Origin of the sequence: Actinocatenispora thailandica (assembly GCF_016865425.1) — a bacterium.
GTDB classification, from domain to species: domain Bacteria; phylum Actinomycetota; class Actinomycetes; order Mycobacteriales; family Micromonosporaceae; genus Actinocatenispora; species Actinocatenispora thailandica.
This window is the reverse complement of the sequence record NZ_AP023355.1, coordinates 6,074,801-6,098,420: the sequence shown is the minus strand read 5'-3', so window position 1 is coordinate 6,098,420 and position 23,620 is coordinate 6,074,801. Positions and strand designations below refer to the sequence as shown.

Sequence of the window (23,620 nt, the reverse complement as noted above, 5' to 3'; positions counted from 1 at the left end):
TGACGGCGGCCCGGCAGGTGCCCGCGCAGCCTCGCCGGGCGAAACCGGAGCTGCGCGAACACGATCCGGGGCAGCGGTGCGGACGTCGCCGGCCGGCGGCCCGGTTCGCCCTCAGCGCGGCTCCGACTCGTCCGACTGGTACCGGTCGCCGACCCGAGCCCGTTGCAGGCCCCGGTGATAGGACGACAACGTGCCGCGAACCGCCTCGGCCGACCGCTGCCGGCTGGCCGGTGCCGGTCGCCCGGTCACGCTGCCGGGCACCAGCTGCGCCTGCGGGTCGCGCCGCGGTAGGCCGCCGGACGTGCGCCGGTCGCCGAGCTGCGGGGCCGTCGCGGCCAGCCGCCACCCGTCGTCGGCGGGCGACTGCCAGCGCCCGGTCGCCGCCGCCCGTGGCTGCCGCTCGGGCCCGCCACGCGGCATTTCGGGTACCTCGGGGGCCTGCTCGTGCCTGGGCGCCGGCGACGCGGTCTGGAACCATGCCGACTCGGCCGGCCGCAACTGCGGCAGCTCCGAGGTCTGGTCGACCGCCTCGGCGGTGCCCGCCCAGCGGTCGGCACCCACCGGCGCCGGCTCCCGCACCGGTGCCTCGGCGACCGCGGCGCGCGGTGGCAGCCCGATGGACGGCCGCGCCGGCACCGGCTGCGCCGCCCGCGCGGCCCGCGGCGGCTCGACCGGTTGGCGTGCCGCCGCCGGGTCCGTGAACGTCCGGTGCCCCGGCGACTCCAGGATCTCCTGCGGGATGACCACCTCGGCCAGCGTGCCGCGTTGCGCCGGGGAGCGCAGCTCGACGGTGGCACCGATGTGCTTGGCCAGCCGGCCCACCACGGCGAGGCCCATGTTCCGGGACAGCGACGCGTCCACGGACGGCGGGTCGGCCAGCCGCCGGTTGAGCTCGCGCAGCCGGTCGGCGCGGATGCCGGTGCCGTAGTCGGTGATCGTGACGTAGGCCCGGTTGCCGATCCAACACGCCTCCGCCGTCACGACGGTGTCCGGCGGCGAGAACGACGTCGCGTTGTCCAGCAGCTCCGCGATCAGATGGACCAGGTCGTTCACCGCGCTGCCGACGACGTCCACACCCATGTCCACGACGCCCAGCTCGACCCGGGTGTACTGCTCCACCTGGGACTGCGCGGCGCGCAGCACGTCACCCAGCGCCGCCGGCTCCCGGCGCGCCCGGCTCACGTCCACCCCGACCAGTACCAGCAGGTTCTCGTCGTTGCGGCGCATCTGGGTGGCCAGGTGGTCGAGATGGAACAGCTGGCCGAGCCGGTCCGGGTTCTGCTCGCCCTGTTCCATCTGGTCGATGCGCCGGATCAGCCGGTCGACCATCAGCTGGGACCGGCGCGCCAGGTTGACGAACATCGTCGACACGCTGTTGCGGAGCGTGGCCTGCTCGGCGGCGATCCGGACCGTCTCCCGGTGCACCACGTTGAACGCCTCGGACACCTGGCCGATCTCGTCCTGGCTGGGCCGCGCCACCGCGTCCTCCACGCCGGCGGCGATGTCGTCCGCGGTGAGCGCGCCGAGGGTGCCCGGGTCCCGGAGCCGGCTCACGGTGGCCGGCAGCTCCTGGTACGCCACGGACAGCGCACCGGCCCGCAGCCGGTGCAGCGACCGGGCCATGGAGCGGGCGGTCAGCAGCGCGATCGCGATCGCCACCAGCACCATCAGCGACACCGCCGCGGACTCGGCGATGAGCTGGCGGAGCAGATCGTTCTCCTGTCGCTGGACGAGGGCGCGGAACTGCGCCCGGAGCCGGCTGTCCACCAGGCCACTGAGCGCGACCCGGGTGCCCATCGTCTCCGTCCACTGCGCGGCACCGGCCTTGTCCGGGAACGTGACGGCGTCGCCGGCGCTGGCCCGGCTCAGATCACCCTCGTACCGCTGGGCGGCGATGATGTCGCTCTGGGCCTGGGCGTTGGTCATCGTGCGCCGGTCGCCCGGCAGCGGGGTACCGGCGTTCGCTCCGACACCCCGGCCGGCGATCGTCCGTTCCATGGCGGTGACGTGGTCGGCGTCGACGGCGTCCCGGAACGCGCGCAGCGCCTCGGCCTGGCCTTCCAGGTTGGCCTGGAACGACTCGTGCTGGGCGGAGGTCACGTCGGCGCCGCCGGCCAGCATGACGATGCCGACCTCCTGCTCCTGCGAGGTCATCTCGGTGTGCGAGGCCATCGCGCTCGCGCCGCGGGCCAGGTTGGCCGCCTCGTCGGACCCGGCGACGTTGGCCAGCGTCTGCCGGTAGGCGAGCAGGTCCGCGATCAGGCTGCGGTAGCTGAACACCGCGGTGGACAGCGGGATGATGTCGCGCTTCTCGATCGACCGGCGCAGCGGGTCGAGCTCGTCGAGCTGGGTGTCGATGCGCCCCAGCAGGTCCGTCAGGCTGCTCTCCGAGCTGTCCAGGTCGGCGCGCGCCGCCCGGTACGCCCGGACCTGCTTGTCGGCCCGGGCGATCTGCGCCCGGTACGCCCGGGCGGCGGGGCCCTGCTTCTGCTTCGGCGTCGTGAGCAGGGTCGCGGCGAGCGTTCGTTCGGTCTGCAGGTCGGTCGTCAGCGCGCTGGCGCGGTCGGCGAGCCGGGCGTGCTGGATCGCCTGCCGGGCCTGCAGCACGTCCTGGCCGGTGCCGACCAGCTGGACGGCGGCGACCCCGATCAGCGCGGTGATCGGCACGATCAGGATCAGCCCGAGCTTGGTACGGATCCGGGCGTCACGCAGCCGGGCCACCGGGCCCCGCCGTCGCCCCGAGGTGGTCGGCCGCTCTGCGGTGCCTGATCGCTCTGCGGTGCCGGGTCGTTCCGGGGTGCCGGGTCGCTCCGGGGTGCCGGACCGTTCCGTGGTGCTCTGCCGCTCGCTCAACCGGCCACCCCTCCGAGACGGGCATACAACGCAGTCATCGATGAATACGGTTATGCATTACCAACAGCGCAAGGAGTTATGAACCGCTGGATTGCATCATGAATGTCCGCCGGAGGAAAGACCGTTGTCGATGTCTTCAGGTGTTGTCCGGTGCATCGTTACGAATCCGGCAGGTACATCGCGTCGATCTCGGCCCGGTAGCGGGAGGCGACCGTCTCGCGGCGGATCTTCAGCGAGGCGGTGAGCTCGCCGCCGGCGACGGTCAGCTCGCCGTCCAGGATGCGGAACGCGCGGATCGACTCGGCGCGCGACACCGCCTGGTTGGCTGCCGTCACCGCCGCCTGGATCTCGGCCCGCAGCAGCGGATCCCGATCGAGCGGCCCACCGGGGTGACCGCGCTCGCGCAGCGCCACCCGGTCCAGCGTGACCAGGCAGGACACGAACGGCCGGCGGTCGCCGACCACCACCGCCTGGCTGATCAGCGGGTGCGCCCGCAGCCGGCTCTCCAGCGTCGTCACGTCGACGTTCTTGCCGCCGGCGGTGATGACCAGGTCCTTCTTGCGCCCGGTGATCGACAGGAAGCCGTCGTCGTCCAGCGCCCCGATGTCACCGGTGTGCAACCAGCCGTCCACCAGCGCGCCGGCGGTCGCCGCCGGATTGCGGTGGTAGCCGCCGAACACGCAGTCGCCGCGCACCAGGACCTCACCGTCGGCGGCGATGCGTACCGAAACTGCGGGCAGCGGCTGGCCCACCGTACCCAGCCGGGTCGCGTCCGGTCCGTTGATGGTGGCCGGGCCGGCCACCTCGGTCAACCCGTACCCCTCGTAGACGGCGATCCCGGCGGACCGGTAGAACTGGCCGATCCGCTCGTCGTGCGGGGCGCCGCCGACCACGATCGCGCCGCACCGGCCGCCGAGTACCGCCCGGGCATCGCCGTTCGGCGCCGCGTCCCGCAGCTTCTCCATGAACCGGGGGACCAGCGGCAGCACCGTCGGCCGGGCCGCGGCCAGGCCGGCCGCCAGCTCCGCGGTACGGGAGAGGTGGGTGATGCGGACCCGGCGCAGCACCGAAGCGCACTGCATCGTCCGGGTGAAGATGTGCGCGAGCGGCAGGAACAGCACGATCGCACCGCCCGGCGCGAACACCGGGTCGAGCCGGTGCAGGAACCCGTCCAGGTTCGACAGGAAGTTGTCGTGGCTGATCGTCACGCCCTTGGCCGGCCCGGTCGTCCCGCTGGTGTAGATGATGGTCGCGACCGACTCCGGTGGCACCTTCCGGCGCTGCCCGAACACCTCGTCGTCGACCTCCGGGGCCCGCGCGGCGAGCGCCGCCAGTGCACCGTCGTCCAGCCGCAGCAGCTGCGGCGGGGGGCCGTCGATCGTGCCGGCCGCCGTCTCGACGACGCCGGCCTCGGCGGCTCCGCCGACGAGGCACCAACCGGCGCCGGAGTCCCGCAGGATCCAGCCGACCTGCTCGACGCTCGCGGTGTCGTACATCGGCACGCTGACGGCGCCGATCGACCAGAGCGCGTAGTCGCAGACGGTCCACTCGTAGCAGGTCGCGGACAGCAGGGCGACCCGGTCGCCGGTGCGGACTCCCACCGCGATCAGGCCCTTGGCCACGGCGGTCACCAGCGCGGCGAACTCGGCCGCGCGGATCGGGGCGGCGCCCACCGACGGGACGAAGGCGACCGCGTCGGGATGCTCCGCGGCGTTCCGGAACACCGGGTCGGCCATGCTGGACAGCCCGCTCGCGGTCGGCACCGGTGGGCTGCGGTACCCGTCGCGCATCAGGACCCGCCCTGCCGCCGCCCGGCCGGTACCACCGGCCCGGGACGCCGCCCCACCGTGGTGTGCATCAGCCAGGCGGAGAGTACGAACCCGGGATCGTCGAGCAGCCGGTGCAGCTCCGCGATCTGCTCGTCGGTCATCCCGCCGGCGCGCAGCACCGGCTCGATCTGGTACGCCAACGCCTGGTACAGGCCGCATCCGGCGCTGCCGCCGGCCCAGGACCGGCCGAACACCACGGTCCGGTCCGGCAGCAGCCCGGCGGCGCGCATCGCGGAGTAGGTGTACCTGGTCCAGCCGAGGTCCGCGCCGTTGCGCCAGCCGAGGTCCCGGATGAGGTCGTTGAACAGCTCGAACGTCTTCGCCGCCGCGGGGTCGGGAGCGGCCAGGATGGGGTCGCGTTCCCGGCAGTCGCAGTCCGACACGACGATCAGGCCACCCGGGCGCAGCGCGGAGACCAGCCGGGCGAGTACCTCCTGCCGGTTCGGCAGGTGGACGAACACCATCCGGGCGTGGATCAGGTCGTACTCGCCGGCCGGTACCGGATCGCTGCCGATGTCGTGGGTGAGCACCGTCAGGTTGTCCCGCTCGGTGAGGTACTGCGGCTTCACGTCGGTGGCGGTGACGTGCCCCTGCGGCCCGACCCGGTCGGCGAGCCAGCCGGCGATGGAGCCGGCCCCGGCCCCGATGTCCAGGCACCGCCAGCCGCGGCCCACCCCGTACTCGGTGAGGACGGACGTGGTGTGCCCGTCGAACGCCTCGCTGAGCTGATCGAGCTGTCTCGCGCCGGCCGCGCCGGCGTTGTCGAAGCTGTATCCGGTGGGCATCTGGGCGGCTCCAGTCCGAACGTTCCCTTCGGGAAGTGGATACGCTTGCATGCCACCTAGCGCGCTATGCGATCGATGCGCTCGGGGCCGTGATTTGCAATGTTTGACCAGCGGTACCCGGTCCGCAACCCTCGCCGGCGGCCGTTACCGCGCCGAGATCTCGCCGCCTCCGGGGCCGCCGGCCGCGCTGTCCAGGTCCCGGATCAGGCAGGTCAGCCGGGCGGTGCAGACCGTCCGGCCGGCGTCGTCGGTGAGCACGATCCGGTACGTGGCAAGGGTGTCGCCGCGATGCAGCGGGGTGGCGGTCCCGGTGATGGTGCCGGCCACGGCGGGCCGGTGGTGGGTGGCGTTGATCTCGACGCCGACGGCGCGCCGTCGCGGCCCGGCATGCAGCGCCGCGGCCATGGTGCCGAGCGTCTCGGCCAGCACGCAGGACACGCCGCCGTGCAGCATCCCGTACGACTGGGTGTTGCCGGCGACGGGCATCGTGCCGACCACCCGGTCGGCGCTGGCCTGCCGGATCTCGACCCCGGTCCGATCGACCGCCGGACCGAGCGGGCCGACTCCGGCGATGGCGTTCTGATCGAACGGTTCCACGGGCTGCTCTCCTCCGAAACTGTCCGACCGTGATCGCGCGGATGCGTGACGTAGTTTCGCTGGGGGTCTTTCGGTGACGACCCGGCGTAGGCAAAATAGGCGCTCGCCAGGAACCGTGCAAAAGCATCGTCTGGGATCCCTGACGTGACAGCGGTTCGTATTTCGCAACCGGCACGAGGACGTACGGAAGGCGAACAGCATGACAACAAACGACAACCCGACGGTGGTCCTGGTGCACGGCGCCTGGCACAGCCCATGGTGCTGGACCCCGGTGATCGCCGAACTCGACCAGTACGGCATCCACAGCGTCACGGTCGACCTGCCGAGCTGCCGCACCGTCGACGGTGCGCCGGCCGGTGACATGCACGCCGACGCCGCCGAGATCCGGCGCACCCTGGACCGGTACCAGGACGTGGTGCTGGTGGCCCACTCGTACGGGGGAATTCCGGCGACCGAGGGAGCGGCCGGCCATCCGGCCGTGCGGCACCTGGTCTACGTCGCCGCCTACAACGCCGACGAGGGCGAGGCGCTGGGCGGCTACGCCGTGCCGAACCCGGGTCCGGACGTGCTCAACCCGCCGCTCGACCTGACGATGGGCGAGAACGGGATGATGGGCGTCAAGACCGAGCGGGCGGCGACGCTGTTCTACAACGGCATGCCGCCGGAGGCCGCCGAGGCGGCGGTGGCGCAGCTGCGGCCGATGTCCGCCGCCGTGCTGGAGCAGTCGCCGACCGCGATCGCCTGGCGCGACATCCCGTCGACCTACGTGTTGACCGGTCAGGACAACGCGACGCCGACCGTGGTGCAGCGGGAGCTGTGCAAGCGGGCGGGTTCGGTGGTCGAGCTGGCCGACTCCTGCCACTCCCCGATGCTCGCCGCACCGAAGCGGGTCGCCGACATCATCGGCTCGGTCGTCGCCGGCCGCTGACGATCCACAGTGGATAGACGGGGTCGGCCGGGACGGGCCGGCCCCGGGCAACGTCGTGCCTGTCGGAAGGAATCGTCTTGGGCGTCAGGAGAGTGCTGGCCGGGCTCGCGGCACCAGGTGTGCTGCTGCTCCTGGCGGCCGGGTGTACCAGCGACGGCGGCAAGGGCGTGTCGTCCGCCCCGATCAAGATCGGCTTCATCGCGGACATGTCCGGGATCCAGAAGGGCATCGGCCGGTCCATGCGGGACGGGCTCGACCTCTATCTCAAGCTGCACAACGGCCGGCTCGGTGGGCGGCGGGTCCGGGTCGTGCAGCGCGACGCCGGCGACGACCCGACCAGTACGAAGGCGACGAAGGCGGAGAAGAGCCTGCTGGACCAGCGGGATCTGCTCGCCATCACCGGAATCAGCGACGTGCGTACCGTCCTCGCGATGCAGGCGCCGGTCACCAAGCGGAAGCTCCCGCTGGTCAGCACGCTGGCCTGCACCGACCAGGTGCCCGACCTGACCTACCTCTGGTGTGCCTCGAACCTCACCTCCGATCCGCCGGAGGCGCTCGGCGCCTACGTCGCCAAGAACGCCGGCGGCAAGGTCTACGTGCTGGGCACCGATCTCGGGCCCGCCAAGGGAGACACCACCCAGACCTTCGTCCGCACCTTCAAGGCGGCCGGCGGGAAGCTGGCCAACCCCAACGGGCAGCCCACCTACGCGCCGTACAGCAACAAGACCAGCTACCGGTCGTACCTGACCGAGGCGCAGCAGAACGGCGCCAAGGCCATCTACGTCTGGGCGACCGGGCTGCAGGCGGTCCAGTTCGTCAAGGACTACCAGCAGCTCGGGCTGAAGTCACAGGGCATCCGGGTGTACGCCTCGGGGCCGCTGACCTGCTGCGACCTGCTCCAGGTCGAAGGCCCGGCGGCGCTGGGAATCTACAGCTCGCTGGACTACACGCCGACCCTGGACAACGACGCGAACCGGGAGTTCGTCGTCGCCTACCAGCACGCGTACGGCACCGCGCCGAACGAGCCCGCGGCGTACGGCTACAGCGCGGCGTCCATCCTCGACCAGGCGATCTCGTCGCTGACCGCGGACGGCCGGAAGCTGACCGGGCAGGCGGTGAACACCGCCATCGCCAACCTCGGCATCCAGAACGACCCCCGGGGCAGCTGGCAGTTCAGCAAGAAACACGCCCCGGTACAGAAGTTCTACCTGCGTCAGGTGCGGATGGACGGCTCCGTACTGTCCAACGTTCTCGTCAACGAGCTACCCACGATCGGGGAGTGACGTCGTGACGTCCGGGCCGGGCAACCATCGCGACAGCAGGCTGGTCCGCGCGCTCGATCCGCTCGACGCCGACGAGACGTACCGCAGGCTGCCCGAGATGAACGCCGCCGCGGACCTCGACGCGCTGGTCGTCGCGTTGCGCCGGCTGGCCGGCAACGCGGCGGCGGTGCCCGACGGCACCCCGTACGAGTGTCGCGCGGCCATGCGGGATCTCGGCCTGCTGCTCGGGTCGGTCAAGCGGCACGGCGTCGAGCCGGTGACGGCGGTACCGGAGGTCGAGCCGGTGCTGCTGCGGCTGGCCGCGCGCGGCGACGTGGTGCCCCGGGACACCGTGCACCACTACAGCGTCTGGAACCCGTACGGCGAGCGGCAACGAAGCTACACCGGATCGTCGCAGGAGGCCGCGCTCATCGACTCGGTCCGGCTCAGCCTGCCGCGGTTGTCCCAGGCGGTCGAGCTGGCCGGCCCGCTGACCGGGGCCGCGCTGACCGACCCGGAGTTCCTGACCGCGATGGGCAGCTTCCGCGCCCTGCTGGCCTCCCTGGACGAGGCGATCGAGCTGGTGATCGGCCGGGTGAACCCGGCGTTCTTCGCCAACGAGCTGCGGCCGTACTTCGACGAGGTGCTCGTCGACGGCCGGTTGTGGCGCGGCGGGGCCGGCGCCGGGCTGCCGGTACCGCTGCTCGACCTGATGCTGTGGGCCGCCGACCACGACCAGACCGATCAGGACTCCGTCGACTACGCCGAGTTCTGGGCCGAGGGGGTCCCGTACGCCCTGCCGGAGTGGCGGCGCCGCTACGCCGAACTGGCCGGGGTGCCGTCGCTCGTCGCGCGGGTCACCGCCGCGCTGGACGAGGCGGGCGACGGCCCGCTGGACGAGCGGCTGCGGGCCGCCGCGACCGCGGTGGAGCAGTCGCTGCGCGCCCTGCTGTCGTTTCGCGCCAAGCATCTCGGCGTCGCGCGCAAGTCCTACCAGGAGGATGTCCGGCTGTTCCCGGTGGGCAGCAGCGGCGGCAGCGTCGAACTGCTGTCCAGCATCGTCCGGCTCACCCGGGACAACGCGCGGTTGATCCGGCCGCGGCCGGCGGCGCCCACCGCGAACGCCGAGCCGGAGCCGTTGTCTCGTGCCTGACGTGGTCGTGGTCGGCGCCGGCTGCGCCGGTGCGCCGACGGCGATGCTGCTGGCGCGCGCCGGGTACCGGGTCACGCTGGTCGACCGGGCCCGGTTCCCGCGCGACACGCTCTCCACGCACTACCTCCAGCAGCCGGCGGTCGCGCTGCTGCGCGACTGGGGACTGCTGGATGCCGTGCACGGCACCGGATGCCCGCACATCGCGCGCCTGCGGTACCGCGCGGGCGGCGTCTCCATCGACGGTCCGTTGTGGACGTTCGACGGCATCGGATACGCGCTCGGGCCCCGCCGGTACCTGCTCGATCAGCTGCTGGTGGAGGCCGCGGTGGCCGCCGGGGTGGACTTCCGCCCCGGCCGGCGAGTCACCGACCTGATCGTCGAGGACGACCGGGTCGCGGGGGTACTGCTGCGGGCCGGCACCGGGGCGCCGGAGCGGCTCCGCGCGCCGCTGGTGGTGGGCGCCGACGGGATGCGGTCGGTGGTGGCGGCCCGGGCCGGTGCCGCCGTCCGGGTCACCGACCCGCCGCGTACCTGCGTCTACTACAGCTACTGGCCCGGTGTCTCGGACCGGTTCGAGATCCACGAGGCACCCGGCCGGTGGATCGGTGTGGTGCCGACCAACGACGGCCTGACCCTCGTCGCGGCTTACTTCCCGCAGTCCGAGTACCCAGGCGTGCGGCGCGACGCGGGCGCCGCCTACCTGGCCGCGGTTCGCGACACGGCACCGGACGTGCAGGCCCGGATGATGGCGGTGCAGCGCGCCGAACGGCTCTACGGCACCGGCGCCCAGCTCAACTTCTTCCGGCAGCCGGTGGGTGCCGGTTGGGCCCTGGTCGGCGATGCCGGCCACCACAAGGATTCGCTGACCGCACGCGGCATCACCGACGCGTTCCACCAGGCCCGGCTGCTCGCCGACAGCATCGGCACCGGCCTGGACCTGGGCAGCCCGGACCGGCTCCGGCCGGCGCTGCGGCGCTTCGCGGACCGGCGCGACGAGCTGCTGCGCGACGAGTACCAGCACACCCTGACGCTCGCCCGGTTGGAGCTGCCGCCGCGCCGGCTGGCGTCGCTGCGAGCCGTGTCCGAGGATCCGGTCCGGGCCGGCGGGTTCTTCCGGTCGCTGTGCGGCCACCCGTTCCAGGACCGGATGCGACCGCCGTGACGCCGCGCCGCGCCGGTCAGCCGGCGCGGCGTCGCCGTCGCTTCTCGGCGTAGGCGAGCGCGGACTCCCGAACCCAGGCGCCCTCGTCGTGGGTGCGGCGGCGGCGCTCCATCCGTTGCCGGTTGCACGGGCCGTACCCCTTGAGCACGGTGCTCAACTCGTCGAAGTCGGGCAGCGTGAAGTCCCAGTGGCCGCGCTCGTCGTTCCAGCGCAGCGCCTGGTCCGGGAGCGTCAGGCCGAGCGAACCGACCTGCTCGGCGATCGTGTCGACGAACTTCTGCCGCACCTCGTCGTTGGTCAGCCGCTTGATCTTCCACGCCATCGAGCGCGACGTGTTGCGGGACGCCCGGTCCGGCAGGCCGAACAGCGCGAGCGCCCGGTACCACCAGCGATCGACGGCCTGCTGCGCCATCCGGTGCTGCGCCGGGGTGCCGCCGGCCAGCGTGTGCAGGATCGAGTAGCCCTGCCGCTGGTGGAACGACTCCTCCTTGCAGATCCGGACCATCGCCCGCGCGTACGGCCCGTACGAGCAGCGGCACAGCGGCACCTGGTTGGCGATCGCCGCGCCGTCCAGCAGCCAGCCGATCGCGCCGATGTCCGCCCAGCTGGCGGCCGGGAAGTTGAACACGACGCTGTAGTGCTGCCGGCCGTCGTGCAACTGGTCGAGCAGCTCGTCGCGGGTGACGCCGAGCGTCTCGGCCGCCGCGTACAGGTACATCGCGTGGCCGGCCTCGTCCTGCACCTTGGCCAGCAGCGCCGTCTTGCGCCGCAGGCTCGGCGCCCGGGACAGCCAGTTCGACTCCGGTTGCATGCCCATCAGCTCGGAGTGCGCGTGCTGGCCGATCTGGCGGACCATCATCGACCGGTACGCCTCGGGCATCCAGTCCCGCGGCTCGATCTTCGCATCGGCCGCGACCATGTCCTCGAAGTACCGCTGCAGCGCGGCCTCGTCGGGGCCGGGGTCGTCGATCAGCCGAAGCTGTTCACCGCCCGCCTCCTGGCGTCCGTGTCGCATGACATCTCTCCCCGGGCGGCAATGCGGGAACAACGTGGTCGACGTGATGTTTCTAGCCGAACCACCCATCCGTGTCAACGAACGGACAGACGCGGTCAGCCGGCTCACCGCCCGGCGCTCGGGACCCGGACGGCCGCCCGCGCCCCAGGCCGCCATGGTCCGTGCGGCCGACCACGGTACGGGTGGCCCCGGTCCGACCTCCGTTACTTCCGATCACGACGCTTGAGCCGGGCGATCAAACCGATCAGCACTCCCGAACCGGCCGCGCTGCCGGCGGCGCCGAGCGCTCCGCCACCCCACTGGTCGGCCACGGCGGCGAACCCGAACAGCGCGGCGAAGGCAAGCGCCAGTACCAGCAGCAACACCAGCGGTCGAAGCTGTCCGCGCCGATCGGGTTCCTGGTCGGGGGCTGGTGCCGCCGGCTCGGCTGGTTGTGGGATCTCCCGCGGGTCGCGGGCCGGCAGCGGCACCAGCAGTTGCGCGGGTACGGCGGCGAGCGAGTCGAGTGCCGCGGCGTCGAGATCGAACAGGGTCGGTTCGACGGCGATCTCGAATCCGTCGTCGCCGACCAGGACCCGGCCGCCGTCCGGCCACACCACGACCGCGGCGCAGGACGCGTACTCGACCGTACGGGCGCGGCCGGATGCGCCGCACGCCGTGACTCCGGTGGGCCCGACCACGAGTTCGGTACCGGTGCCGGAACGGCTGGCGTACCGGGTACCGACGACGCAGTGCGTCGACCCGCTGGGCACCGGTGCGAAGCCGGCCCAGTCCGCCTGCCGGCGCACCGGCAGGGACAGCAGCGCCGAGCCGGCGAATTCGCGGGCGACCCCGGCGAGATCCTCGATCGTGGTGCCCAGCACCCCCTCGGCCGTGCCGGAGGTCTGTCCGAGCAGCAGGTCGAGAGCCCGGGCGGGCAACGACTCGGCGGCCCAGTTCGGGTGCGACACCTGCCGCCGTGCGTCGTCCAACGCCGCGGTGACGTCGCCGGCCGGAACGCGACCGCGCCGCAGCGCGGCCATGACGTCGAGGAACTGGCCGACCGCGGCGTCCTGTCGGTCCGGCACCGTGTCCGCGGCCACCGTCACGGTGCTGTACCCGTCGCCGCGCGGCTCGGCGGCGACTTCCACCGCATACGAGTAACCGCCGTTCTCGCGCAGTTCCCGGTACAGCAATCGCTCCAGTGCCCGGCGAAAGACCGGCACCGCGGGGCTCCGGGGCACGACCGCGGTGCACAGGATGCGATCGTGGTCCTCGTGGAAGTACGCCGGCGTCTCGACGAGCAGGTCGACGGCGGGCGGTGCCGGCATCCGACGCCCGTCCGGCAGGGCGAGCCGCAGCTTGTCCGGTACCGCGTCACCCATCAGCCAGAGCACCGCGTTCTGCCTGGTGAACCACTGGGCCGCCCACTCCCGCAGCGCGTCGGCGTCGACGGTGTGCAGCCCGAGTTCCTGGTACGCGGGGAGTCCGTGGCGCTGCGCGCCGTACCGTTCGCGCAGCATCGGCCCCACGGTGAGGCCGCCCCGGCTGCGTCGCTCCGCCCGCAACAACTGCCGCTCGGTGTCCAGCCGGTCCACCGGCAGGTCGGACAGCGTGCCGCAGAGGGTGTCGAAGAACGTGACCACCTCGTCCTCGCTGCCGGTGACCGCGAACTGGGTGTCGAGCATGGAGGTGAACCCGTTGGAGCGGCGATCGGCGAGGTCTGTCCCGTGCAGCGCGAGATGCTCGACCAGATGGGTGATGCCGCTTTGCGTCAGGGTCTCGTCGGCGTAACCGACTCGGAACATCAGCCCGGCCCGGCAGACCCCGTCCGGTGCGGGAGCCCGCAGTACGGGTACGCCGTCGATCTCGACCTCGGTGTCGTCGCGTGTCACTGGCCCGCTCCCGTCACGCGCGCGCGGTGTCGGGCCGCCTGCCGTGCGGCATCGCCCAGGTATGCCCAGGGCAGTTCGCTGATGGCGCCGCCGCAGGCGGCGAAGTGCCGCGCGGCGGCCGCCCGGTCGTCGACGAGGCTGAAGTACATCGCGAACGTGCTGTGCGCGGTCAACCCATAGAAGCCGGTGTCCGCGCCCCGATACCAGACCGAGTGTTCCGCCGCCTGGACGACCTCGTCGTGCACCGACTGCTGCCGGAGGTGTGCGCCGCCCGCGTCACCGAGTTCCAGCCACCGTTCCAGATGGCCGATGGCGACGAGGAAGCCGTTGGGGCTGCCCGGCGGCGAGGCGAGCCAGCACTGCCGGGCGAACTCGTGCACCTCGTCGAAGGTACCCGTCCACTTGGGACACAGCTGTTGCAGGAACTGCTGCTGCGCCGGCAGGTTGTGCGGCTGCGCGGCGACCGACCGATCGTAGCGACGGCGGCACTCGTTCGCACCGAGTTCCAGGCCTCGGGCGGTGATCAGGCGCAGTACCCAGGCAGTGGCGTCGTCGGGATCGGCAGCGGTGCGGTCGATGAGGATCTGCTCGGCGCGGCGCAGGTGGTCGTGGAGTCCGTGGAACTGCTCGGTGGACACCTCGCGCGCGCGTCGGCCGGAGCGGATCTGCCAGCCGGCCTCGATCAGTGTCGCGGCGTAGAGCGCCGCAGCGGTCGGATCGTCCGGCCGTCGCGCGTGCTGTTCCGCGGCGACGGGGAGCGCTCCGTCGAGCCCGGCCGCGTACCGCAGCACGAAGGTTCGGCCGGTCGGGTCGGGTTCCGCGTCGATGAAGGCGATCGCGGCACCGCCGTTGCTGTCGGCGATGGCTCGCCGCAGCGTACGGAGTTTCGGATAGGCGACGGCGGCGTCGGTCGAAGGGAGGGGATCAGGCACGGGCGGGAGCGTAGCGGCACTCGGGGACATGGATGTGCCTCGATGCGAAGTTGAAACCACGGGCGGCGGTGAGCCCGTGCGATAGCGAGGGATCCGTCCGGCTTGTTGCGATGTGGCGGCCGTCCCGGAATCCCAGGCTGAGCGCGGTGCCCCGTACGAGCGGGCCTGCCACGGCCGGCATGCGTCCACGGTGTGTTTCGAACAGTGCACTGTGGACAGAGTCGTCGCCGGGTCACCGCGATCGGCGCGGTTGGCCGGGGCGCGTCAGCGGCGGGCGATGGTGACGATCTCGCGGCTGCTCGGGGTGACCCGGCCGTGCTCCCAGTCGCCGTACTGTGCCTCGATGGTGAAACCGGCGGTGACCAGGAATCCGTTGAGCGCCGGTACGTCGAGGAACCGGAGCCGGGACCGGTCGACCCGCAGCACGGTGCCGTCCGGGTCGGCGGTCGTCCCGGTGAACGTGACCACGTCGGCGTCGACCGACTCGACGTCGTGCCAGGTCCGCAGCGTCCGGCCGGTCGGGTCGACCACGTCCGCGGCGTTCGCCGGGATCCAGTCGAGCCAGGCCCGCGCCTGCGGATGCCGGGTCTCGAAGGCGAACCGGCCGCCCGGTGCGAGCGACGCGTGGATCGCGGCCAGCGAGCGACGCAGCTCCTCGTCGGTGACCAGCACCTGGAAGGCGTGTCCGGTCATCACGGCGAGTTCGAACCCACCGCCGGTACGGGTGTCGGCCTCGGCGGCGGTGGCCTCGAACCACTCGACGTCGGTACGGCGGCGGGCCCGGTCCAGTGCGGCGCGGTCGGGGTCTATGCCGACGAGCCGCCCGGTGTGCCCGTGGTCGCGGGCGTAGCCGAGCATCGTGCCGGTGCCGCAGCCGACGTCGAGTACCGAGCCGGCCGCCAGCACTAGCCGGTGGTGGAACGCGTCGCTGGGGTAGGTCTCGGGGTTCCAGGGGTTCAGCACGTCGTAGAGGGCGGCGGCGGCCGCGTCGGAGTACACGCGGTGCAGTGTCGGCCGCCGGTCCGGATTCGGCAACCGCTTTCCGACGGAAACCGGGGATTGACATGTTTTGTCCGATGCGTCTTACTGGGTGACACCGTTGTCACCACAAGCCTCGAAGGGTGATCGACATGAGACGGATCCCCCGCCTGCTGCTCGGTGTCGGCGTCGCCGCCACCACGTTCGCCGCCGCGCTCACGTCCACCGCGGCCGCCGCGCAGTCGACCGCGGCGGCTGCACAGTCCGCCGCCCCCACCGTGCGGTCCGCCGCCTCCGCCGGGCACCAGGAGTCGGCGCGGTTCAGCGCGGCCCAGCAGCGGGCCGCACGGGCTTTCTGGACGCCGGCCCGGCTCGCCGCGGCCGTCGACCTCGACGCCCTGCCCACCTCCGGCCGCCCTGCCGGTACCGGCGCCCGGCCGGGGACGGCGAGCGCTCCACCGGAGGCGACCACCGCCCCGACCGCGGTACCGCCGGCACTGCCGGCCAGCGGCGCGCCCGCCACCGGTGGGGTACGCCCGCAGACCACGTCGCCGCAGCGCTGGACCGGCGGCGGGCTGATCTCCAGTACCGCCGGGAAGGTGTTCTTCTCCAACTCGTCCGGCACCTACGCGTGCTCCGGCGACGCGGTCAACAGCGGCAACAAGTCGATCGTGGCGACCGCGGGACACTGCGTCGTCGACGCGAACACCGGCGAGGTCTACCAGAACTGGGTGTTCATCCCCGGCTACGACCACGGTAACCGTCCACATGGGACTTTCACGGCCAGCTCGCTGCACTGGATGTCGCAGCGGATCGGCGATCCCGACCCGACCTGGGACGCCGCGTTCGCCACGATGAGTCCGTTGAACGGAACCAAGCTGGTGGACGCGGTCGGCGGCGAGGGCATCGGCTTCGACCAGACCCCCGGCCAGTACGTCTACTCGTTCGGCTACGGCGGCTCCGACGCCGAGGGCAACGGCGAGCAGCTGAACTGGTGCGCCGGTACCGAGTTCTTCGAGAGCGGCCACCCCGGCGGCGGCATCTGGGGCATCGACTGCGTGCAGACCGGCGGCTCGTCCGGCGGCCCGTTCCTGCAGAACTTCGACACCTCGACCGGCATCGGTACCCAGATCGGCAACATCAGCGTCAGCAGCGGCAGCAACGAGTGGCACCCGTACTACGGGTCCGAGGCGCACGACGCCTACAACGCGGCCGACGCGGCCTGACCGACGCGGCCGACCGCGGCCTGACCGACGCGGCCGACCGCGGCGCGCCGGCGCCGCAGTGCCGCCGGTCCCGATGGGTGGGGCCGGCGGCAGTGCCGTGGGATGCGAACCTGGCGGGTTGCCGCCAGCCAATGACAATTAAGAATCTTTACTGTTAATCTCACGGCCTGTCCACTCTGTACCGGTTGGAGAAGCCATGAGAGCTCGACGTTCGGCGATCGTCGTGGTGCTCGGCGCGGCCCTGGTGCTTGCCGCGGCGTTGCTGGTGGGATCGGCCGGCGGGCCGGCCATGGCCGGCACCCCGCAGGTGGCCTGCCCGGCGGCCTGGTCGGAGGGCACCGCCTACGCGGTGGGTGACCAGGTCGGCTACCACGGCCGCCGGTATCAGGCACTGGTCGCGCACACCGCGCCGGCCGGCGCCGGGTGGAACCCCGCCGCAACCCCCTCGCTGTGGACCGACCTCGGTCCCTGCGACGCCACCACCAGCCCCTCGCCGACCGGCACCGCGTCCCCGTCGCCGACCGGGACCGCGTCCCCCACCGCGTCGCCGACGCCGACGTCACCCACCCCGACGCCCACCACCGGTACCGAGAGCTGCCCGGTCAAGTCGCGGCCGGCCGGCCGGGTGCTCCAGGGGTACTGGGAGAACTGGGACGGTGCGGCGAACGGGGTGCACCCGCCGCTGGGCTGGATCCCGATCACCGACGAGCGGATCGGCGCGCACGGCTACAACGTCATCGACGCGGCGTTCCCGGTCATCCGCTCCGACGGCACGGTGCTGTGGCAGGACGGGATGGACTCCACCGTCAAGGTGCCCACCCCGGCGGAGATGTGCGCGGCGAAGGCGTCCGGCGCCACGATCCTGATGTCGATCGGCGGCGCGGCGGCCGGCATCGACCTCGGCTCCGCGCAGGTGGCGGACCGGTTCGTCGAGACGATCGTGCCGATCCTCAAGGAGTACAACTTCGACGGCGTCGACATCGACATCGAGACCGGCCTGACCGGCAGCGGCGACATCGGCACGCTGTCGGACTCGCAGGCCAACCTGGAACGCATCATCGACGGGATCCTGGCGCGGATGCCGGCCAACTTCGGGCTCACCATGGCGCCGGAGACCGCGTACGTCACCGGCGGCAGCGTCACCTACGGCTCGATCTGGGGCGCCTACCTGCCGATCATCAAGAAGTACCTGGACAGCGGCCGGCTGTGGTGGCTCAACATGCAGTACTACAACGGCAGCATGTACGGCTGCTCCGGCGACTCCTACCAGGCCGGTACGGTCGAAGGGTTCACCCAGCAGACCGACTGCCTGAACGCCGGGCTGACCGTGCAGGGCACCACGATCCGCGTCCCGTACGACAAGCAGGTGCCGGGGCTGCCCGCGCAGCCGGGCGCCGGCGGCGGGTACCTGTCACCGGCGCTGGTCTCCGCGGCGTGGCAGGCGGACAGCTCGCTGAAGGGCCTGATGACCTGGTCGATCAACTGGGACGGCTCGAAGGGCTGGACGTTCGGCGACAACGTCGCGGCCCTCGAAGGCCGCTGACCCGGCGACAGCGTCGCGGCCCGCGAAGGCCGCTGACCCGGCGACAGCATCGCGGCCCGCGAAGGCCGCTGACCCGGCGACAGTGTCGCGGCGCCGGCCGTTGCCCCGGCCCGGTGACAACGTCGCGGCGCGCGAGGGCCGCTGACCCGGCCCGGGGCGGGTCGCTCGACGGGTCCGGACCGGGCGGGGCCGGCACGCCGGGCGGCCGACCCGCACCCGCCGGCCGTGGCGAGTGTGGTGAGCTGGGCACATGGCGAAGGTGGAAACGCTCGGACTGGTGCTGCACCCCACCCGGGACGTGACGTCGGCGGTGTCCGCGGTGCTCGACTGGTCGGCCGCGCACGACGTCGCGGTACGGATCGGTGCCGCGGACGCCGCCCGCGCGCCGGACGCCCATCCGGTGCCGGACGACGAGCTGGCGACGAGCGACGCGGTCCTCAGCATCGGCGGCGACGGGACGATGCTGGGTGCACTGCGGCTGGTCGCGGAGGATCCACGGCCGGTACTCGGGGTCAACATGGGCCGGCTCGGCTTCCTCGTCGAGATCGAACCGGCCGAACTCGTCACCGCGTTGGACCGGCTCGCCACCGGCGACGTGACGCTGGAGCGGCACAGCTGCCTGCGGATCACGTCCGGCGGCGACGGCCGCGTCGCGTTCAACGACCTGGCGCTGTCCCGCCGCCCGGGCGACGGCACCGTCAACGCGATCCTCACCATCGACGGCCAGCAGTACGGGTACTTCCGGGCCGACGCGGTGATCATGGCCACCGCGACCGGCTCCACCGCGCACAGCTACTCGGCCGGCGGGCCGCTGCTGTCGCCGGTGACCGACGCCATGGTCATCACGCCGGTCGCACCCATGTCCGGGATCAGCCGCCCGCTGGTCCTCGGCGCCGGCGAGCGCGTCGAGTTCTCCCTGCTGTCCGACGCCGGACGGCCGGCGATCGAGGCGGACGGCCTGCTGCTGGGCGATCTCGAACCGGGCCGGACGGTACGGGCCGAGCTGCGCCGCGACGCCGGTCTGGTGGTGCGGCTGGACGTGCGCCGGCACCGGCAGCGCAGCCAGGCGAAGCTGAGCCTGCTCGACCTGCCGCTGCTGCCCGACCAGCTGCGCGAACTGCTGCCCCCGCAGGTCCGCGACCAGCTGGCCCGGCGGGAGTCGCCGTGACCGATCCCGTCGCCGTCCGCCGGGCCTGGCGAGCGTGATCCGTGCCCCGGTGCGGCGGTGCCGGGTGCGGCGACGCGTACCCTCGGGGTCGTGACTGAGCACCGGGAGATCGACGAGATTCTGCAGCGTGCGGCGGACGGCGGGCGGATCACGCCCGAGGAGGCGCTGCTGCTCTACACCGACGCGCCGTTCCACGCGCTGGGCTCGGCGGCCGACGCGGTGCGGCGCCGGCGCTACCCGGACGGCATCGTCACGTACATCATCGAGCGCAACATCAACTACACGAACGTCTGCCTCACCGCGTGCAAGTTCTGCGCGTTCTACCGGGCGCCGAAGCACGCCGAGGGTTGGGTGCGCAGCCTCGACGACATCCTGGCCCGCTGCGCGGAGACGGTGGAGCTGGGCGGCACCCAGATCATGTTCCAGGGCGGCCACCACCCGGACTTCGGCGTGGAGTACTACGAGGAGCACTTCGCCGCGATCAAGAAGCACTACCCGCAGCTGGTGATCCACTCGCTCGGGGCCAGCGAGATCGTGCACATGGCGAAGATCTCCGGGGTGTCCACCGAGGAGGCGCTGCGGCGCATCCACGCCGCCGGGCTCGACTCGCTCGCCGGTGCCGGGGCGGAGATCCTGCCGGCCCGGCCGCGTACCGCGATCGCGCCGCTCAAGGAGTCCGGCGAGCGGTGGCTGGAGGTGATGGAGCAGGCGCACCGGCAGGGCATCGAGTCGACCGTGACGATGCTGATGGGCACCGGCGAGACGAACGCCGAGCGGATCGAACACCTCCGGATGATCCGTGAGGTACAGGACCGAACCGGTGGTTTCCGGTCGTTCATCCCATACACGTACCAGCCGGAGAACAACCATCTGAAGGGCCGCACCCAGGCGACGAACGTCGAGTACCTGCGGCTGCTCGCGGTGGCCCGGCTGTTCCTGGACAACGTCCCGCACCTGCAGTCGTCCTGGCTGACCACCGGCAAGGACGTCGGCCAGCTGTCCCTGCACATGGGTGTCGACGACCTCGGCTCGATCATGCTGGAGGAGAACGTGATCTCCTCGGCCGGCGCCCGGCACCGTTCCAACCTGCTGCAACTGGTGTGGATGATCCGCGACGCGGATCGCGTCCCGGCCCAGCGCGACACGCTGTACCGGCACCTGCGGGTGCACCACACCCCGGCGGACGACCCGACCGACGAGCGGGTGCACTCGCACGTCTCGTCGATCGCGCTGGACCCCGGCGGCCGCACCAGCCTCGACCTCGCCGACGCCACCTGACCCACCGCCCACCGGGTCGTCCACAGCCGTTGTCCACAGGTTGGGCCACGTCCTTCCCAGATCCGTGCCCTACGGCTAGGTTTCGTCCTGCCCGTGCTGTCTGTCCACGGAAGGGTGAGACGTCATGGCCGGTCGGTGGCGGCGCCGCGGAGTCGCGGCGGGGCTCGTGGTGGCACTGCTCGCGGTCGCGCCGACCGTGGCGCACGCGTCCGAGGCGCACGACCGGCAGCCGGCGCACGACGCCGCGCTCTACCTGGTCGACGCGCCCGGCCACGGCGGCGCGCAGGAGTTCGACACCGACGCCGGCCAGCTGACCTCGGTCAGCGTCTTCCTGGTCAGCCACGCCTCGGTGGGCACCGTCGACGTCTCGGTGCGCACCGCGGTGGACGACCCGGACAGTGCGGTGGGCAGCGGCCACGTCGACCTCGCGGCGCTCGGCGGGACGGGCAGCGGCTGGGTCCGGGTGCCGCTGTCGGCCACCGTGCCGGCCGGGCAGACCGACTACCTGACCCTCTCGGTGTCCGGTGCCGACGACACCGTGGTCTGGCAGGGCACCCGATCCGCGGCCGGCGGTGCGCTGCCGAGCTGGAACTACGACCGGGCGTACTGGGGCGGCTGGCACCGGGAGACCGGCCGGCACCTGGCCTTCGGCGTGAACGACGGGATCGACTGCGCCGCCGACAACACCTGCTACCGGCACCTGCCGCCGAGCGAGCTGTCGGTGACCACCGCCGGCCTGCTCGGCAACGCCGACCACGTCGTCGCCCTCAGCCCGCTGGAGGCGGCCGGCGCGTCGTACCTGCCGGGCAGTTCGGTGCTGCGGCTGCCGGACGGGCGGCTGCGCTACCTGCCGTCCGGCGCCACGACACCGGTGACGGTGCCGGCGAACGATCCCGGTGCCGCCGCGGCGGTCCGGGAGAGCCGAGCCTGGCTCGCCGCTGGTACGGTGCCGGGCCGCACCGCGCGGCAACGGGAGATGTCCGCCCGCGCGCTGCTCGACATGCGGCTGCTGACCCAGCGCAACGGCGCCGTCGCCGCCGCGTGGTACGGCGCCTGGACCTACTCCTGGCCGCGCGACTCCAGCTTCGTCGCCGCGGCACTGATGCGCACCGGCCATCTCGCCGAGGCGTACCGGATCCTGGCGTTCGACGCGTCCACCCAGCGGGCCGACGGCACCTGGGAGGCGCGTACCACGCTGGACGGGGCGGGGCCGCCGGACGGCCGGCACTGGCAACTGGACGCCAACGGTTGGGTGCCGTGGGCGGTCTGGCAGTGGCTGCGCGCCAGCGGCGACGCGGCCCACACGAAGGTGCTCTACCCGACCGTGCGCAGGGCCGCCGACTACGCGGCGGCCAGCCTGGACGCGTCCGGCCTGCCCCCGGCGAGCCCCGACTACTGGGAGGTCGATACCGACGCGCCCAACCTCGGCACCGCGGCGCCGCTGCTCGCCGGGCTGCGCGCGGCGACCGACCTGGCCCGCCGGTTCGGCCGGGCCGACGACGCCCGCCGCTGGCAGCACGCCGCCAACCGGCTCGCGGCCGGTATCGCGGACACCTTCGGCCGCAACGGCTACCAGCGCACCGTCACCGATGGCAGCGGCGTCGACTCGGCGATCGCGTTCCTCGCGCCACCGTTCTCGATCGCACCGGCCGGCCTGCGCCCCGCCCTGCAGCACACGTTCGACGTGCTGCGCCGCCCGAACGGCGGGGTCGTCCCGGGCGAGTCCTGGACGCACCCCACCACCTGGACGCCGGAGACGATGTTCTTCGCGCTGGCCTGGGCGAGCACCGGGGAACGCGGCAGGGCCACCGAGCTGGTCGGCTGGCTCGCCGACCACCGGACCACGCTCGGCGCGTTCCCCGAGCAACTCACTCCGGAGGGCTATCCGGCCTCGGTCGCCCCGCTGGCCTGGACCGACTCCCTCGCCGTGCTCACGCTGTCCCAGCTGGACGGCCACCGGATGCCGGTGCCGCCACACCGCTGACGGGATCCGGGGGCGCCCGGCCAGCGCTCCTGCCGGGCGCCTCGGGCGGTCGGATACGTTGTGGTCATGATGACCGGGATGGCGTCACGCCGCGCACGGATCGGTGACCCGGTGCCGTTCTGAGTGCCGGTCGGGCCGGCGCCGGCCCGCCGTTCGATCCGGGAGCCCACGCCGCCGCGCGGGCTCCACCTCCGTCGTGTGGATAGCAGGTTCACCTCGACCACGACAGGAGATCTCGTGCCTTTCAAGACCTTGCAGATTCCCACCGAGGACGGCCAGGCCGACGCGTTCGCCGCCCTCCCGGACCGTCCCGGGCCGCACCCCGGGGTGCTGATGTACCCGGACGGTTTCGGCATCCGGCCGGTGCTGCACGAGCTGGCCGCCGAACTGGCCGGCCACGGCTACTACGTGCTCGTCCCCAACTTCCTCTACCGGCACGGCCCGACCCCGGTGATCGAGATTCCCGAACACCTCGGTACCGACGACCGGGATCGGGTCGTGGCGCGGCTACTGCCGCTGCTCGCGACGCACAGCGCCGAACGCTCGCACCGGGACGCCGCCGGCTACCTCGCCTTCCTCACCGCCCAACCCGAGGTCAGCGCTGGCCCGGTCGCGGTGACCGGCTACTGCATCGGCGGCCTGCTGGCGGTGCGTACCGCGGCGGCGCACCCGGACCGGGTCGCCGCCGTGGCCGCCTTCCACGGCCCGGTGGGCGCCGACGGCCCGGACCTCTTCACCGGGCTCACGGCCCCGGTTCTCCTCGGCCACGCCGAGAGCGACCTGACACCCGAGAGCCTCGGCGAGCTGAACCAGGCGCTGGACGCCGCGGGGGTCAGCCACACCTCCGAGATCTACCCCGGCACGGTGCACGGCTTCACCATGTCCGACACCGATGCATTCAGCGCGGCCGGGCTGCGCCGCCACTGGGACCGGCTGCTGCCGTTCCTGGAGCGGGCGCTGGCGAGGACCTGAGCTTCGGCGCCGAAGCGCCCCAGCCCAGGGCCGCCGGGTGCCGGCCGCGAGCCGCCGGGTGCCACCCCGAGCCGCCCGGTG

18 protein-coding genes are annotated in these 23,620 nt (G+C 72.6%); 10 read left to right on the top strand and 8 right to left on the bottom strand.

What is annotated here, in order from left to right:
• Nucleotides 1-111 precede the first annotated feature (111 nt).
• From Athai_RS27300 to Athai_RS27285, 4 genes are all read right to left on the bottom strand, one after another.
• On the bottom strand, nt 112-2,853 hold the full coding sequence (locus Athai_RS27300; RefSeq protein ID WP_203964134.1) for a sensor histidine kinase: 2,742 nt from the start codon (nt 2,851-2,853) through the stop codon (nt 112-114).
• A 158-nt stretch (nt 2,854-3,011) separates the two neighbouring features.
• Entirely contained in the window at nt 3,012-4,643 is a 1,632-nt protein-coding gene (locus tag Athai_RS27295) for an AMP-dependent synthetase/ligase (RefSeq protein WP_203964133.1), read from the bottom strand.
• Nucleotides 4,643-5,467, bottom strand: coding sequence for a class I SAM-dependent methyltransferase (locus Athai_RS27290; protein WP_203964132.1), 825 nt, complete (start codon nt 5,465-5,467; stop codon nt 4,643-4,645). Before Athai_RS27290 ends, Athai_RS27295 begins: the two co-directional genes overlap by 1 nt.
• Before the next feature lie 144 nt (nt 5,468-5,611).
• On the bottom strand, nt 5,612-6,064 hold the full coding sequence (locus Athai_RS27285; protein ID WP_239157197.1) for a PaaI family thioesterase: 453 nt from the start codon (nt 6,062-6,064) through the stop codon (nt 5,612-5,614).
• A gap of 199 nt (nt 6,065-6,263) precedes the next feature.
• On the opposite strand from Athai_RS27285, the gene Athai_RS27280 reads away from it, so the two are divergent.
• From Athai_RS27280 to Athai_RS27265, 4 genes are all read left to right on the top strand, one after another.
• On the top strand, nt 6,264-6,992 hold the full coding sequence (locus Athai_RS27280; protein ID WP_203964130.1) for an alpha/beta hydrolase: 729 nt from the start codon (nt 6,264-6,266) through the stop codon (nt 6,990-6,992).
• A gap of 77 nt (nt 6,993-7,069) precedes the next feature.
• A complete protein-coding gene (locus Athai_RS27275) occupies nt 7,070-8,275 on the top strand; it encodes an ABC transporter substrate-binding protein (protein WP_203964129.1) in 1,206 nt (401 codons plus the stop codon).
• A 4-nt stretch (nt 8,276-8,279) separates the two neighbouring features.
• Nucleotides 8,280-9,407 carry a monodechloroaminopyrrolnitrin synthase PrnB family protein gene (locus Athai_RS27270; protein ID WP_203964128.1) on the top strand — a complete coding sequence of 376 codons (1,128 nt, stop codon included), beginning with the start codon at nt 8,280-8,282 and terminating at the stop codon, nt 9,405-9,407.
• On the top strand, nt 9,400-10,569 hold the full coding sequence (locus Athai_RS27265; protein WP_203964127.1) for an NAD(P)/FAD-dependent oxidoreductase: 1,170 nt from the start codon (nt 9,400-9,402) through the stop codon (nt 10,567-10,569). Before Athai_RS27270 ends, Athai_RS27265 begins: the two co-directional genes overlap by 8 nt.
• Nucleotides 10,570-10,585: 16 nt before the next feature.
• Here Athai_RS27265 and paaA read toward each other — a convergent pair whose 3' ends face one another.
• The 4 genes from paaA to Athai_RS27245 form a co-directional block, all read right to left on the bottom strand.
• Nucleotides 10,586-11,584, bottom strand: a complete 999-nt coding sequence (paaA, locus tag Athai_RS27260) for a 1,2-phenylacetyl-CoA epoxidase subunit PaaA (protein WP_203964126.1) — start codon at nt 11,582-11,584, stop codon at nt 10,586-10,588.
• 203 nt (nt 11,585-11,787) lie between these two features.
• Nucleotides 11,788-13,458 (bottom strand): M16 family metallopeptidase, encoded by a 1,671-nt coding sequence (locus Athai_RS27255; RefSeq protein WP_203964125.1) that lies wholly within the window; start codon nt 13,456-13,458, stop codon nt 11,788-11,790.
• The gene (locus tag Athai_RS27250) at nt 13,455-14,390 is read right to left on the bottom strand and encodes a hypothetical protein (RefSeq protein WP_203964124.1); all 936 of its coding nucleotides are present in this window, start codon (nt 14,388-14,390) and stop codon (nt 13,455-13,457) included. The genes Athai_RS27255 and Athai_RS27250 overlap by 4 nt, the downstream gene beginning before the upstream one ends.
• A gap of 264 nt (nt 14,391-14,654) precedes the next feature.
• Nucleotides 14,655-15,389 (bottom strand): methyltransferase domain-containing protein, encoded by a 735-nt coding sequence (locus Athai_RS27245; protein ID WP_203964123.1) that lies wholly within the window; start codon nt 15,387-15,389, stop codon nt 14,655-14,657.
• A 131-nt stretch (nt 15,390-15,520) separates the two neighbouring features.
• Between Athai_RS27245 and Athai_RS27240 the strand changes: the two genes are divergently transcribed.
• From Athai_RS27240 to Athai_RS27215, 6 genes are all read left to right on the top strand, one after another.
• Nucleotides 15,521-16,594, top strand: a complete 1,074-nt coding sequence (locus Athai_RS27240; RefSeq protein WP_203964122.1) for a hypothetical protein — start codon at nt 15,521-15,523, stop codon at nt 16,592-16,594.
• A 196-nt stretch (nt 16,595-16,790) separates the two neighbouring features.
• A complete protein-coding gene (locus Athai_RS27235; RefSeq protein ID WP_203964121.1) occupies nt 16,791-18,137 on the top strand; it encodes a carbohydrate-binding protein in 1,347 nt (448 codons plus the stop codon).
• A 250-nt stretch (nt 18,138-18,387) separates the two neighbouring features.
• A complete protein-coding gene (locus tag Athai_RS27230) occupies nt 18,388-19,305 on the top strand; it encodes an NAD(+)/NADH kinase (protein ID WP_203964120.1) in 918 nt (305 codons plus the stop codon).
• Nucleotides 19,306-19,395: 90 nt separating this feature from the next.
• Complete coding sequence (gene mqnC / locus Athai_RS27225) at nt 19,396-20,583, top strand: cyclic dehypoxanthinyl futalosine synthase (RefSeq protein ID WP_203964119.1); 1,188 nt, start codon at nt 19,396-19,398, stop codon at nt 20,581-20,583.
• Nucleotides 20,584-20,707: 124 nt separating this feature from the next.
• Nucleotides 20,708-22,567, top strand: coding sequence for a glycoside hydrolase family 15 protein (locus Athai_RS27220; protein ID WP_203964118.1), 1,860 nt, complete (start codon nt 20,708-20,710; stop codon nt 22,565-22,567).
• Nucleotides 22,568-22,804: 237 nt separating this feature from the next.
• Nucleotides 22,805-23,539, top strand: a complete 735-nt coding sequence (locus Athai_RS27215) for a dienelactone hydrolase family protein (RefSeq protein WP_203964117.1) — start codon at nt 22,805-22,807, stop codon at nt 23,537-23,539.
• Nucleotides 23,540-23,620: the final 81 nt, after the last annotated feature.

Bases quoted from the DNA above. Each gene is read 5' to 3' on its own strand.
- Athai_RS27295 (WP_203964133.1), bottom strand. From the start codon at position 4,643: ATGCGCGACGGGTACCGCAGCCCACCGGTGCCGACCGCGAGCGGGCTG.
- Athai_RS27290 (WP_203964132.1), bottom strand. From the start codon at position 5,467: ATGCCCACCGGATACAGCTTCGACAACGCCGGCGCGGCCGGCGCGAGA.
- Athai_RS27280 (WP_203964130.1), top strand. From the start codon at position 6,264: ATGACAACAAACGACAACCCGACGGTGGTCCTGGTGCACGGCGCCTGG.
- paaA (WP_203964126.1), bottom strand. From the start codon at position 11,584: ATGCGACACGGACGCCAGGAGGCGGGCGGTGAACAGCTTCGGCTGATC.
- Athai_RS27240 (WP_203964122.1), top strand. From the start codon at position 15,521: ATGAGACGGATCCCCCGCCTGCTGCTCGGTGTCGGCGTCGCCGCCACC.
- Athai_RS27235 (WP_203964121.1), top strand. From the start codon at position 16,791: ATGAGAGCTCGACGTTCGGCGATCGTCGTGGTGCTCGGCGCGGCCCTG.
- Athai_RS27230 (WP_203964120.1), top strand. From the start codon at position 18,388: ATGGCGAAGGTGGAAACGCTCGGACTGGTGCTGCACCCCACCCGGGAC.
- Athai_RS27220 (WP_203964118.1), top strand. From the start codon at position 20,708: ATGGCCGGTCGGTGGCGGCGCCGCGGAGTCGCGGCGGGGCTCGTGGTG.